This window comes from Cellulophaga sp. (assembly GCF_039943695.1).
In the GTDB taxonomy this organism is placed as follows: domain Bacteria; phylum Bacteroidota; class Bacteroidia; order Flavobacteriales; family Flavobacteriaceae; genus Cellulophaga.
Window position 1 is genome coordinate 1 of sequence record NZ_JBDVAA010000093.1, and the last position, 13283, is coordinate 13283.

A 13283-nucleotide genomic window follows, 5' to 3' on the forward strand; every position below is an offset into this window, starting at 1 on the left:
ATACAAACCAACCTAAAACAAACAGTTTATACATCTACACTACAACCTAAAAACCTCTTAAAATCTTTAAAAAGATGTGATGTTGCTATTGGCGCAATTAGAGGCAAAGACCGCTCACCTATTGTAGTTACAGAAACTATGGTAGAAAATATGAAAAAAGATGCAGTAATTATAGATGTTAGTATCGATATGGGTGGTTGTTTTGAAACATCTGAACTTACAACACACAACAAACCAACAATAAAAAAACACGGTGTTATACATTACTGTGTTCCCAACATACCATCTAGATACCCTAAAACATCTTCAATATCTATTAGCAACATCTTTACTCCTTATTTATTAAAAATTGGAGAAGATGGCGGAATGGAAAATGCATTGCGTTTTGATAAAGGCTTGCGTAACGGACTATATATGTACCACGGAATTTTAACAAACAAATCTGTAGGAGAATGGTACGACTTACAGTATAGTGATATCAATTTTTTAATTTTTTAATATGGCATTCATCAAACGATTAGGATGGTACTTAGTTGGACTATCAATCGGTATTGTATTTTTAACTTTTTTCCTGAAAAAGAAATCAGACGAAACAGGAACCGAGTTCTGTTATTTTCCAAACTGTAGAGTTTTAAAAGATTTACGTTCTAAACCTTTATCATATTCTGACGAAATTAAAGTCTTACTTAACAATAAAACTATAGACTCTACAACGGTCTCTTATTTTTTAAATGATGGTGATATAGACTTTGGAAATAGCGATACAAAATCTACTCCTTGCAAAACCTATAAAATTGAAGGTTTAGTTAAAGAAAAAGAAGCTATTTTAACTGTAATAAACTGCACAAACAAAGTAGTTGTAGATAAAATAGATTTAGGTAATTAGGTTTAACTAAATCAACACATAAAAAAAGGTGAGTTTTTAAAACTCACCTTTTTTTATATAAAATGCTATATTTTTATTAAATTTTTCTTCTTTTTCGCTCTTCTTTCAACAAAGACAACTCTCTTGTTGTTTGCCCTGCAACCGAGGTATTTTCTTCAGCTCTACGTATTAAATAAGGCATAACATCTCCAACAGGCCCAAAAGGCAAGTATTTAGCAACATTATAACCACTAGCTGCTAGGTTAAAAGAAATATGATCACTCATACCATACAGTTGCCCAAACCAAACACGCGAGTCAGAGTGTGCAATATTTTTCTCTTGCATTATACGCATCAAACTATAGCAACTATTTTCATTATGGGTACCCATAAAAATAGACATCACATCTAAATTCTCTATCATATAAACCACAGCAGCATCAAAATTATCATCTGTAGCTTTTTTATTGGCGCAAATTGGTGTTGGATACCCTTTTCTTTCAGCTCTCTCATTTTCTTTCTCCATATATGCACCACGCACTACCTTCATCCCTATTTTAAAGCCTTCTTCCTTTGCTTCTAAATGTAATTTTTTAAGGTAAGCCAACCTGTCCCAACGATACATTTGCAATGTATTATAAACTACAACTTTCTCCTTATTATATTTTCGCATCATTTGCGCGCACAAATCATCAGCAGCGTCTTGCATCCAGCTTTCCTCACCATCTACCAAAAGAGCTACATCTAAATCGTAAGCTTTTTTACAAACCTTATCAAACCTAGACACAATTCTATCCCACTCTAACTGCTCAACATTTGTTAACTTTATACCTGCTCCTACTTTTTCAAAAAGAATAAATCTTCCAAATCCAGTAGGCTTAAAAACCGCTAACGGAATAGCCTCTTTTTCTTTAACAAAATCTAATACGTGTAATATTTTCTCGTAAGCCTCATCAAAATGACTCTCATCTTCTTTACCCTCTACAGAATAATCTAAAATAGTACTTACTTTTTTATCATACATTTTGTCTGCAACTGGCATACAATCTTGCTCACTAACACCACCACAAAAATGGTCAAAAACAGTAGCTCTTATTAATCCTTCAACAGGTAAATGAGCTTTTATAGCAAAATTAGTAACAGCAGTACCAATACGAACCAATGGTTCATTTGCTATTAACTTAAACAAAAAATACGCTCTCTCTAGTTCAGAATCTGATTTTAGAGCAAAAGCAGTTGCTGTATTTTCAAAAATTTGTTCCATTTTTATGAATTTCGTAATGCAGCAAATATAAATACAGATTTTGTATTCTAATAACTAAAATATGTCTTTATTTTGCGTGATGTAAATATATAATTATGCAGTCAATTTTAGCAAGTACATATTCAGTTCATTTTAATGAAAAAGCATATACAGAATTAAATTCTCACTTAGAAAAAGCAAATTATTCTAAGGTTTTTATTTTAGTTGATGAAAATACACATCAGCACTGCTTACCTAGCTTTATGGCTCAGATTTATGGTGATTACAACTATGAAATTATAGAAATTGAAGAAGGCGAAATAAACAAAACTATAGAAACTTGTGTACAAGTTTGGCACGTTTTATCTGAACTAGATGCAGACCGAAAAAGCGTTATGATTAACCTTGGCGGAGGCGTTATTACAGATTTAGGTGGTTTTGTCGCATCAACCTTTAAAAGAGGAATAGATTTTATAAACGTACCTACTACATTACTATCTATGGTAGATGCTTCTGTTGGAGGTAAAACAGGAGTAGATTTAGGTTCTTTAAAAAACCAGATAGGCGTTATCAATCAACCACAAATGGTACTAGTTGTTTCTTCTTTTCTACAAACTCTAAAAGAAAGACAACTACACAGTGGTTTTGCAGAAATGCTTAAACACGGCTTAATTAAAGATAAAAAATATTGGAACGAACTTAATTTAGTTTCTGATTTTAATAATTTAGATGAGTTTATTTACGACTCTGTAGTTATAAAAAATGATGTTGTTACTATTGATCCAACAGAACAAAACTTACGTAAAATACTAAACTTTGGCCACACTCTTGGCCACGCAGTAGAGTCTTACTTTTTAGAAACAGAAAGCAAAAAAACATTATTACACGGTGAGGCTATTGCAGTTGGTATGGTTTTGGAAGCATACATAAGCAGCAAACTAACTAACCTGTCCGAGACAGAGTTAAATGCTATAAAATCTACATTTACAAAACGATATGGCAAAGTTGAATTTACAGAAGAGGATATAAAAAATATACTTACATATTTAAAGTTTGACAAGAAGAACTCTCATGGCAATATTAATTTTGTTTTACTAAAATCTATTGGTAGTTGTCAAATAGATGTAACCGTTCCTGAAGATTTATTACACCAGTCTTTTGCTTACTACAAAGTTTAAGTTGCACACCTACATAAAAACACTGTTACACAACTAATTACATTTTTGCAGTGAAAAAAGTTTTAGCTTAGTTCTTATAAAACTAAAACCGATGAATTATGTTACGCAAACTAGTAGATTACAAAAAACTTGACCACACAGTAGCCACAAAATTAATAGAATCCTATCCACATGGATATGGAGATAACGACATTATTGTTTTTAAAAATGCAAAAGGAGAATTTGTAGAAGCTGTAGAAGTAAAAACAGAAGACACCATTTACTTGGTTAGAATAAGTAAAAGTTTATCTAACTTTATTGCTAATTTTGATGACACCATTGAAAAAGAACTAGAATCCCCTGTTTCTAATATGTCTGAAACTGTCTATACAGAAAACACTAAAGAATTAGAGGATTAATGCATTGCTACTCCTATAAATATCTTTCAATAATAATTTTTGAATGATGTTCTTGATGTCCGCACGCTACAAAACCTGCAGCAGCTGTACTCATAGGAGAATCACTTGCTGTGCCCACAAACTTTAACTGTTTTTCTGTTAAATGCGTAAACAATGAAATTGTTGATGCTCTTACATCTAAAAACTCTTGCAATAAACTTTGCCTAGTTCTATTGTTTGCATTAGAAGTTGGCACGTAATCATCTTGTTCAAAACCAGGCAAAGGCGTAGTATCTAATCTAGAAAAACGCATAGCCCTGTACTGAAAAATACGCTCCGTATCTATTATATGCACTATTGCTTCTGCTGTTGTCCATTTATTAGAGGCGTAAGCATAATTCAATTTACTATCTGGTATTACAGCAATTAAATCTTTAAACTTTTTTCTACCATTTTCTAAAGCTGTTAACAAACTTGTATCTTCTACCAAATCTATATAACTTTTATAATAAGGGTTGTAATCTAGTGGTGTTAATTCTGATGCTTTCATAAAATAAAATAAAAAAGCTCAATGTAATTTACATTGAGCTTAGTGTTATTAATTCATCTCTTAAATTAAGAAATCTACAATTCATTAAAAATTGTATGCATTAAACGCTTTTTATCGTTAATGCTCTCTTCTAAAGAAATCATTGTTTCTGTTCTACTAATACCATCAATATCATCTATTTTAAAAATGATATTTTTTGCATGTTGCGTATCTCTAGCTCTAATTTTACAAAAAATATTAAACTTACCTGTTGTAATGTGCGCAACGGTAACATAAGGAATACCAATTAAACGCTCTAAAACAAACTTAGTTTGGTGTGTTTTTTCTAAAAATATACCTACATAAGCAATAAAAGAATAACCTAATTTAACATAATCCAACGTTAAAGATGAACCTTGTATAATTCCGGCTTCTTCCATTTTCTTTACCCTAACATGAACAGTACCCGCAGAAATTAATAATTTCTTTGCAATATCTGTAAACGGAGTTCTGGTGTTATCTATTAACATATCCAGAATCTGGTGATCAATTTCGTCTAGCTTAACTTTAGTCATTATTTAATTAAATTTGGAACAAAAATAGTAAAATAAGAAGATATACGCACTAAATCTATCTTTTTTTTATCAATAATGCAATTATTTTACATATACTAATTAAATTGTTAATTACCAAGTAAAGACTTAGATAAAAGAATGTTATTTTCAACATAATCTAAATCACTCTTATCTAGAAGGTTAAGAGTTTTGTGAGCGTAAAATTTCTCTAGCCCTTGTGTTTCTGTTATTACTGGTTCAAAAATAATTTTTTTATCTTTTAACACTTCCTTATACAGAACCCCTAAGGAATTAGCCTCTGGATGTAAAGTATTTATTTTTTTAGTATTATATATAATAAGGTCTAAAAACTGTTTGCCATTCTCTGGAATTTCAAAATAAGCATCTACCTTATACTTATTTAGCGAGTTTGTAGCAATTACCTCTACTCCTTTTAATAAAGAATAAAAAATAAATTCTCTAGTTTTTTCCCTTTCATAGTCTTCTGGGTAATGGCCAGACTCAAATAAAACAGTTGGAGTATTTAACATTTGAAAAGCATCACCAACACAATTACTATTAAAACCATCGTCATACCTGCCAACCTGATTAGGAATAAAATTTTGCAAAACACTATTCATAGCCACAATTAATTGCATACTTTTATCTCTGGTAGCAGACATACCTCTTTCCTTATTAAAAGCAGGCGCCAAAAAAGATACAGTTGCTGGCTTATTTGTTTCACCTACATTAAAAATTGTTCTCTGATCATGTAGGTTAAAACAGAAATCTGGTTTGAAGTTGTCATAAACCTCTCTAAGAATTTTACTTTCTGGCTGAGTCCTATTCTGCGCATCTCTATTTAAATCAATTTCATTAGCATTAATTCTAGTATATGCTTTTGCTCCATCAGGGTTTAAAATAGGAATAATTTTTATAGTACAATTATCTAAAATTGATGATTGCAAAGAAGATGTTTTTTCTAAAAAATGAATAAAATCTAAAACTGCTTTTGTAGTTGTAGATTCATTTCCATGCATCTGAGACCACATTAAAATTTTAGTTTCCCCGTGTCCTATAGTAATCATTTTTACAGGCTCATTTAAAACAGATTTTCCAATTTCTTCTATACCATCTTTAAACAATGTTTTTTCTAAAAAAGGAAAAACCAAACTATTCGTCACATAACGACCAGTTATATTATTAACCTTACAATCTTTAAATATCTGCTTAAAATCTATCATTACAAAAGGTATTAGTAAAGCGTAAAGATAGCGTTATATTGAATTACAAATGTAACAGTTGTTATTACATTTGTAACATCAAACATTACAAATGTAAACTAAAAACCATTACTATTTATTTAAAATGATTACATTTGTAACACAATACAACTGCTTATATCAGTAAATTCTATTAAAAAACAATAATAACCTTAAAATCAACAATTTAAGTTATTTTATCTAAAGTTTAATAGAATTGAAACTAATAGAAATCTCAAATCTAATCTACCTACAAACTAAGCAAAATAATTAAGATGCAATTACAATGGTAAATTCTGAAGAGTTCATAAAAAGATTAGAAAAAGTAATTAATTACTACGGCTTAACCGCTGCTGCTTTTGCTGATAAAGTTGAAGTGCAACGCTCTAGCATCTCTCACCTATTATCTGGCAGAAACAAACCAAGCTTAGAATTTGTTTTAAAAGTTGTAACTCAATTTCCTGAGGTAAATTTATATTGGTTACTAAACGGAAAAGGAAGTTTTCCTTTTGTTGAAAAAAAAGAAACTAAGCCTATACCAAAAGAAAATACCAAAACAATAATTAACAAAACAGACTTAAAAAAAGAAGTTAGTAAAGTAATTATTTTTTACACCGATGGCACTTTTGAAACCTTTGACAAAAAATAAGTTTCAACACTTATTTTAACAGCAAAAAAGCAAATAGCTTTCTATTAATTATTTATTTTTGTGCTTATGAAAATAAAATATTTTTACATACTAGCTTCTGCTCTTTGCTTTACATCTTGCTACAACCCAACAAGAAATTGCGCTGACTTTAAAACAGGAGAATTTACGTTTGACTATCAGATTAACGGAGAAGAAAAAACAGGCCGTTTTACAAGAGATGAAGAATACAGTGTAGAGTATTACGAAAACAAAGTAGACAGCTCCTCTGTAAGATGGATAAACGATTGCGAATTTGTATTAAAATCACTTAAAGATCAATCATCCATACATTTTAAAATTTTAGAAACAACCAAAGACAGCTATACTTTTGAGTACAGCAATGCTGCTAGAGATCCAAAAAAGGAGTTAGTAGTTATGAAAGGTACAGCTGTTAGAGTTAAGAAGTAGCTTAGAGTTAATTTAAATTACAATTAACAGTGTTTTAAACATAACACCGCCAAACTACCAGAAACAAAGAAAAACAAGCTTAAAAAGACTTAAAATAAAAAACCTCGCTTATTAAAAAATAAGCGAGGTTTTTTATTTTACAAGCAGAATACTAATTAGGCCTTTCAAAAGATTTTTTAGGATGATCTTTAGCATACTCCTTAAATTGCCTCTGCTGCTGCTTAACGGTCATTGTGCTACCATCATGACTCCAACCTGGAGGGCCAAAAATATACATTAATTTATGAGATAGCTTTTTAGATTTTTTCATATCCATCCAAATGTCCTTAAACTCATGCGTTAAAATAACTATTGGATTGTTAGAATTTGGCGCATGTATTACACCATACTTAACATCTATACCATCATCTAGAGGCAACCATGTTCCAAATATTCTATCAAAAATATTTAAAAAACCACCATGATTCTTATCTAAGTACTCAACGTTTTGTGCATGATGCACTTGATGCATTGTATGGGTATTCATAAATTTCTCAAAAATACCAAGCTTTGGCAATAATACTGTATGCAACTGAAATTGCCACAAAGCCTCAATACCTAAACAAAATACAACCATTTCTGGCTCAAAGCCTATTGCTGGCATCCACATATAAAACAACGGCTTATACAATAAAGTAAACCACCCGTTTCTAACAGCTGTTCCTAAATTAAAATTATCTGATGAGTGATGCACAATGTGTGCTGCCCATAAAATTCTTATTTCATGATTAGCCCTATGAAACCAATAATATGTAAAATCATCTGCAAGCTGACAAAGCAACCAAACATACCAAGCATAACCAAAAGATTGGTAGCCTAATATATTAGTATGTACACCGTTTACCTCCGGATTACATAGTTCAAAAACAAATTCAAAAATTACAATTGCTGATATTACTTTAAGTGCCGCTGCTAATATTGCAGACCCAACCCCCATAAAACCACTCGCAAAAAGATCTTTCCAGTCGTAAAGATCATGATGTTCTTCATGGTTTTTACTATATGTTAATTCTAATAATATAAATATTATAAACGCTGGACCGCCGTAAACTAGCGGGTTTGTTAAATCCATATAAAAAATATTTTTTTTTGCTAAGATAAGACTATTAAAGGTTAATTTTTCTAAAACAGACTTGTTTGTTCTGTATCATCATCTTCTAAATCTTCTTTACTATCTGTTTTTTTTGATGTAACATCCTCCTCTTCTGTTACTTCTGCTTTCTTAGGAACCTCAATTACCTCCTCAACTTCTTCATAAGGTAGAGATTCTAAAACATTTGTGTTTTTTATTTTATCTGCAGTCAGTTGGTTACCTAAAGCTTTTATTCCCTTAACAGCTATAAAATCCTCTACATCAACTTCTTGATTTGGTTTCTGCTCTTTACCTCTAGGTTTTACAAACTCCAATTCTACCACAGGTCGCCAATCTGTAGAAACTAACTCTAAAACAGATTTTGGATGTTCAGAGATAAACAATTCCTCCTTATTTTCGTTCTCTATTAAAAAACGCTTAATATAATAACGCTCCTTTGCTCCATCAAAATAAATGGCTGAAATTGGCTTCTTAGGATTCCACTTCTCTAAAACAATCATATCTTCATCAAAATGGATCGTAATTTCTGGCTTAATGGTCTTTGCGATTCCTTTTTGAGTAATTATCAAAATTAAATCATCTCCTTTAAACTCTCCCAGTAATTCACCTCTACCATCTAAGTTTAGACGACTAACAACATCATCAAACCAAATTTTACGAGGTTTTAAAGTAGAAACACCCTTTTCTTTTAAGTCGATACGTTTAACAGCGTATTTACTAACAATATTTCCTTTTGAAGACCTTCCTTTTATAAGAATGTCTGAAAAATCCATATCCCACTTTAATTTTTTAATACTACCAACTTGCCTTAAATGTATAGTAACTACTTCTGCCTCTCCATTAGGATTTGCAGAAAAATATAAGACTTCAGAATTTGGCTTACCAGTAGTTAAAGGATACAGCCTATCTCTTGTTACAGATGTAACATTAAATCGCTTAATATAACTAGGACCACCTTTACCATCTCTATAAATTAAATTGTAAATAGTACGCTTGTCTTTTTTCTTAAACACAGCGACGTGAATAATATTTTTACCAACAAAAGTCTTAGAATCTACTTTAGAAACCATCATATGACCATCTTTAGTAAACACAATAATATCATCTATATCACTACAGTCGGTAACATACTCATCTTTCTTTAAAGAGGTTCCTACAAAACCTTCTTCCCTATTTACATAAAGTTTTGTGTTTCTAATTGCCACTTTAGTTGCCTCAATATCATCAAAAATTCTAATTTCTGATTTACGTTCACGATCCTTACCGTATTTATCTTTAAGATTTTTAAAGTAATCTACTGCAAAGTCAATTAAATGCTCTAAATGATGTTTTACTTCTGCAATACGCTCCTCTAAACTATCTAATAACTGTTGCGCTTTATCTAAATCAAACTTAGAAATACGCTTAATTCTAATTTCTGTTAAGCGAGTAATATCTTCTTCTGTTACAGCTCTTTTTAAATGTTTTGTGTGCGGCTTTAACCCTTTATCTATAGCAGAAATAACTCCTTCCCAAGTTTCTTCTTCCTCAATATCCCTATAAATTCTGTTTTCTATAAAAATACGTTCTAATGAAGAAAAATGCCATTGTTCCTCTAACTCACCTAATTGAATTTCTAATTCAGCTTTTAAAAGCTCTACTGTATAATCCGTAGAACGTTGCAACATTTCAGTAACACCAATAAAAAGCGGCTTATTATCTTCAATAATACAACCTAAAGGAGAAATAGAAGACTCACACGCAGTAAAAGCATACAATGCATCTATAGTTTTATCAGGAGATATTCCAGATGGTAAATGCACTAAAATTTCTACATCTGCAGCTGTGTTATCTTCAATTTTCTTAACCTTTATCTTCCCTTTTTCGTTTGCTTTTAAGATCGAATCTATTAAAGAAGAGGTGTTAGTTCCGTATGGTATTTCACTTATAACCAGTGTATTCCTATCTAATTGAGCTATTTTTGCTCTAACTCTAATTTTTCCTCCGCGTAAACCATCATTATAATTAGATACATCTATAATACCAGATGTAGGGAAATCTGGAAACAGTTTAAACTTTTGACCTTTTAAATGCTTAATTGAAGCATCTATTAACTCTATAAAATTATGAGGTAATATTTTTGTTGACAAACCTACAGCAATACCCTCTGCTCCTTGAGCCAATAATAATGGAAATTTTACAGGGAGGTTTACGGGTTCTTTTTTACGACCATCATAAGATTGTTGCCAGTCTGTAATTTTTGGACTAAAAACAACATCTAAAGCAAATTTAGACAAACGCGCTTCTATATATCTAGATGCTGCAGCCCTATCTCCTGTTAATATGTTACCCCAGTTACCCTGAGTATCAATAAGCAAATCTTTTTGACCAATTTGCACCATAGCATCTGCAATACTTGCATCACCGTGTGGATGATACTGCATTGTATGACCAACAACATTGGCTACTTTATTATACCTACCGTCATCTAACTCTTTTAGCGAATGCATAATTCTACGTTGCACAGGCTTAAAACCGTCTTCTATAGCAGGGACAGCACGTTCTAAAATTACATAAGAGGCGTAATCTAAAAACCAATCCTTATACATCCCCGTGACCTTGGTAAGCTCATTTTGGGGATCGTCTATGTTACTATCTAGATTCTCGTTTACTTCTTCGTTCTCTTCCATAAAGAAAGACTCGTGTTTATCTGGTTTATAATTAGTTTTCCTCGATTATATCAAGTTCTACTTTAAGGTTTTCAATAATAAATTTTTGTCGGTCTGGCGTATTTTTACCCATATAAAAACTAAGTAATTGCTCTATAGACATAGCCTTATCTAGCATTACAGGTTCTAAACGAATATCATCTCCAATAAAGTGCTGAAACTCATCTGGAGAAATTTCCCCCAAACCTTTAAATCGGGTTATTTCTGGCTTACCAGTTAATTTTTCAATTGCATCAGCTTTTTCTTCTGGACTGTAACAATAGAAAGTTTGTTTTTTATTACGAACCCTAAAAAGAGGCGTTTGTAATATATATAAATGATTTTCTTTTATTAACTCTGGAAAAAACTGCAAAAAGAAGGTTATTAACAATAATCTAATATGCATACCATCTACATCAGCATCTGTAGCAATTACAATATTATTGTAACGCAAATCCTCCATAGATTCTTCTATATTTAATGCTGCTTGTAGTAAATTAAACTCTTCATTCTCATAAACTATCTTTTTAGACATTCCATAAGAGTTTAATGGCTTACCACGTAAACTAAAAACAGCCTGTGTATTTACATCTCTAGACTTAGTTATAGAACCAGATGCAGAATCTCCCTCTGTAATAAATAAAGTAGACTCTAATCTTCTATCTTTTTTTAAATCACCCAAGTGTACACGGCAATCTCTAAGCTTTTTATTGTGTAAACTTGCTTTTTTAGCTCTATCCTTAGCTAATTTACGTATGCCAGACAAATCTTTACGTTCTCGCTCTGCCTGTATAATTTTACGTTGCAAAGCATCTGCAGTCTCAGTGTTTTTATGCAAGTAATTATCTAAATACTTACCTACAAAATCATTAATATAGGTACGTACAGTTGGGTAATTACCTCCCATATCTGTAGAACCAAGCTTTGTTTTAGTCTGACTCTCAAAAACAGGCTCCATCACCTTAATAGAAACAGCAGAAATAATAGACTTACGAATATCTGAAGCTTCGTAATTTTTTCCGTAAAAGTCTCTAATAGTTTTAACTATTGCCTCTCTAAAAGCTGCTTGATGCGTACCACCCTGTGTTGTATGTTGTCCGTTAACAAAAGATTGATACTCCTCACTATATTGAGTTTTACTGTGTGTTATAGCAATTTCTATATCATCTCCCTTTAAATGAATAATAGGATATAATAAATCTTCTGCATTATTATTTTCTTCAAGTAAATCTTTTAATCCGTTTTCAGAGAAATACTTTTCTCCATTAAAAACAATAGTTAACCCAGGATTTAAGTATACGTAGTTTTTAAGCATGCGAATTACATACTCATTTCTATACTTGTAATTTTTAAAGATAGCTTCATCTGGAGTAAAAGAAACTTTAGTTCCTTTTCGTTTAGAGCTTTCTACTGGTCCTTCCTCTGCAATTAAATTACCTTGACTAAATTCTGCCCATTTAGACTGACCCTCTCTAGAAGATTCTACCTTAAAAAAGTTAGACAAAGCATTTACAGCCTTAGTACCAACACCATTTAAACCAACAGACTTTTTAAAGGCTTTAGAATCGTACTTACCACCAGTATTCATTTTAGACACTACATCTACAACCTTACCAAGCGGTATACCACGACCATAATCTCGTACCTTAACTACATTGTCTCTTATTCCAATTTCAATGGTTTTACCAGCTCCCATCACAAATTCATCTATACAGTTATCTAAAACCTCTTTTAAAAGAATATAGATACCATCGTCTGCAGATGAACCATCACCTAATTTACCTATATACATCCCCGGACGCATACGTATATGCTCTTTCCAGTCTAACGAACGAATATTATCTTCGGTATATTTAGTATTGTCTGACATTGATTTAGGATAATTGCAGTTTGCACGCTAATATAGTAAGTGTTAGAAAAAAATGAAACTGATACAGCTTAAAGTAATTAACAATAGTGCATTTTATTTTGTTGATAGATAGAAATTAAGTAGTTACATATGGTGTACGGTCATAAAAATTCATCAATTTAACCATAAACCACAAAAAAATGCTGCAACAAGGTTACAGCATTTTATTATTATTTAACAAAGAGTGTACTTACACATTAAATCTAAAGTGCATTACATCTCCATCTTTTACAATATACTCTTTACCTTCTACTCGCATTTTACCTGCTTCTTTCACTTTTGTCTCACTACCAAAAGTAACATAATCATTATAAGCAATAACCTCTGCACGGATAAATCCTTTTTCAAAATCTGTATGTATAACACCTGCAGCTTGTGGTGCAGTTGCCCCTACTGGTATTGTCCAAGCTCTAACTTCTTTAACACCAGCCGTAAAATATGTTTCTAAGTC

At 31.5% G+C, this 13283-nt stretch carries 13 protein-coding genes and 1 pseudogene; 6 read left to right on the plus strand and 8 right to left on the minus strand.

Going from position 1 to position 13283, the window contains the following annotated elements:
• Together ABJD66_RS06445 and ABJD66_RS06450 are read left to right on the plus strand one after the other, a co-directional pair.
• Positions 1-498: pseudogene (locus ABJD66_RS06445) on the plus strand (alanine dehydrogenase); the annotation flags it as partial.
• Position 499: 1 nt separating this feature from the next.
• Entirely contained in the window at positions 500-886 is a 387-nt protein-coding gene (locus ABJD66_RS06450) for a DUF4258 domain-containing protein (protein ID WP_348129521.1), read from the plus strand.
• 76 nt (positions 887-962) lie between these two features.
• Here ABJD66_RS06450 and ABJD66_RS06455 read toward each other — a convergent pair whose 3' ends face one another.
• On the minus strand, positions 963-2129 hold the full coding sequence (locus ABJD66_RS06455) for a proline dehydrogenase family protein (RefSeq protein ID WP_348129524.1): 1167 nt from the start codon (positions 2127-2129) through the stop codon (positions 963-965).
• Positions 2130-2224: 95 nt separating this feature from the next.
• On the opposite strand from ABJD66_RS06455, the gene aroB reads away from it, so the two are divergent.
• Both aroB and ABJD66_RS06465 read left to right on the plus strand, forming a co-directional pair.
• Positions 2225-3286, plus strand: coding sequence for a 3-dehydroquinate synthase (aroB, locus tag ABJD66_RS06460; RefSeq protein WP_348129527.1), 1062 nt, complete (start codon positions 2225-2227; stop codon positions 3284-3286).
• 98 nt (positions 3287-3384) lie between these two features.
• Positions 3385-3684, plus strand: coding sequence for a hypothetical protein (locus tag ABJD66_RS06465; RefSeq protein WP_100895888.1), 300 nt, complete (start codon positions 3385-3387; stop codon positions 3682-3684).
• A gap of 13 nt (positions 3685-3697) precedes the next feature.
• Here the strand turns inward: ABJD66_RS06465 and ABJD66_RS06470 are convergent, their stop codons facing one another.
• The 3 genes from ABJD66_RS06470 to ABJD66_RS06480 form a co-directional block, all read right to left on the minus strand.
• Positions 3698-4213, minus strand: a complete 516-nt coding sequence (locus ABJD66_RS06470; RefSeq protein WP_348129530.1) for a DinB family protein — start codon at positions 4211-4213, stop codon at positions 3698-3700.
• 74 nt (positions 4214-4287) lie between these two features.
• Positions 4288-4767 carry a winged helix-turn-helix transcriptional regulator gene (locus tag ABJD66_RS06475; protein ID WP_013622539.1) on the minus strand — a complete coding sequence of 160 codons (480 nt, stop codon included), beginning with the start codon at positions 4765-4767 and terminating at the stop codon, positions 4288-4290.
• Positions 4768-4874: 107 nt separating this feature from the next.
• Entirely contained in the window at positions 4875-5990 is a 1116-nt protein-coding gene (locus ABJD66_RS06480; RefSeq protein ID WP_348129535.1) for a M14 metallopeptidase family protein, read from the minus strand.
• Positions 5991-6294: 304 nt separating this feature from the next.
• Between ABJD66_RS06480 and ABJD66_RS06485 the strand changes: the two genes are divergently transcribed.
• Positions 6295-6657, plus strand: coding sequence for a helix-turn-helix transcriptional regulator (locus ABJD66_RS06485; RefSeq protein ID WP_348129538.1), 363 nt, complete (start codon positions 6295-6297; stop codon positions 6655-6657).
• Between the two features lie 66 nt (positions 6658-6723).
• Positions 6724-7104, plus strand: coding sequence for a hypothetical protein (locus tag ABJD66_RS06490; protein ID WP_348129541.1), 381 nt, complete (start codon positions 6724-6726; stop codon positions 7102-7104).
• 151 nt (positions 7105-7255) lie between these two features.
• Here ABJD66_RS06490 and ABJD66_RS06495 read toward each other — a convergent pair whose 3' ends face one another.
• The 4 genes from ABJD66_RS06495 to ABJD66_RS06510 form a co-directional block, all read right to left on the minus strand.
• Positions 7256-8215, minus strand: coding sequence for a sterol desaturase family protein (locus ABJD66_RS06495; protein WP_348129544.1), 960 nt, complete (start codon positions 8213-8215; stop codon positions 7256-7258).
• A gap of 50 nt (positions 8216-8265) precedes the next feature.
• Positions 8266-10905, minus strand: a complete 2640-nt coding sequence (locus ABJD66_RS06500) for a DNA gyrase/topoisomerase IV subunit A (RefSeq protein ID WP_348129547.1) — start codon at positions 10903-10905, stop codon at positions 8266-8268.
• A 31-nt stretch (positions 10906-10936) separates the two neighbouring features.
• Complete coding sequence (locus tag ABJD66_RS06505; protein ID WP_100895881.1) at positions 10937-12793, minus strand: DNA topoisomerase IV subunit B; 1857 nt, start codon at positions 12791-12793, stop codon at positions 10937-10939.
• Positions 12794-13022: 229 nt separating this feature from the next.
• The coding region (locus tag ABJD66_RS06510; RefSeq protein WP_348129551.1) for a DUF933 domain-containing protein at positions 13023-13283 on the minus strand (261 nt) is incomplete at its 5' end.

Bases quoted from the DNA above. Each gene is read 5' to 3' on its own strand.
- aroB (WP_348129527.1), top strand. From the start codon at position 2,225: ATGCAGTCAATTTTAGCAAGTACATATTCAGTTCATTTTAATGAAAAA.
- ABJD66_RS06490 (WP_348129541.1), top strand. From the start codon at position 6,724: ATGAAAATAAAATATTTTTACATACTAGCTTCTGCTCTTTGCTTTACA.
- ABJD66_RS06470 (WP_348129530.1), bottom strand. From the start codon at position 4,213: ATGAAAGCATCAGAATTAACACCACTAGATTACAACCCTTATTATAAA.
- ABJD66_RS06450 (WP_348129521.1), top strand. From the start codon at position 500: ATGGCATTCATCAAACGATTAGGATGGTACTTAGTTGGACTATCAATC.
- ABJD66_RS06465 (WP_100895888.1), top strand. From the start codon at position 3,385: ATGTTACGCAAACTAGTAGATTACAAAAAACTTGACCACACAGTAGCC.
- ABJD66_RS06485 (WP_348129538.1), top strand. From the start codon at position 6,295: ATGGTAAATTCTGAAGAGTTCATAAAAAGATTAGAAAAAGTAATTAAT.
- ABJD66_RS06475 (WP_013622539.1), bottom strand. From the start codon at position 4,767: ATGACTAAAGTTAAGCTAGACGAAATTGATCACCAGATTCTGGATATG.
- ABJD66_RS06500 (WP_348129547.1), bottom strand. From the start codon at position 10,905: ATGGAAGAGAACGAAGAAGTAAACGAGAATCTAGATAGTAACATAGAC.
- ABJD66_RS06480 (WP_348129535.1), bottom strand. From the start codon at position 5,990: ATGATAGATTTTAAGCAGATATTTAAAGATTGTAAGGTTAATAATATA.
- ABJD66_RS06455 (WP_348129524.1), bottom strand. From the start codon at position 2,129: ATGGAACAAATTTTTGAAAATACAGCAACTGCTTTTGCTCTAAAATCA.
- ABJD66_RS06505 (WP_100895881.1), bottom strand. From the start codon at position 12,793: ATGTCAGACAATACTAAATATACCGAAGATAATATTCGTTCGTTAGAC.
- ABJD66_RS06495 (WP_348129544.1), bottom strand. From the start codon at position 8,215: ATGGATTTAACAAACCCGCTAGTTTACGGCGGTCCAGCGTTTATAATA.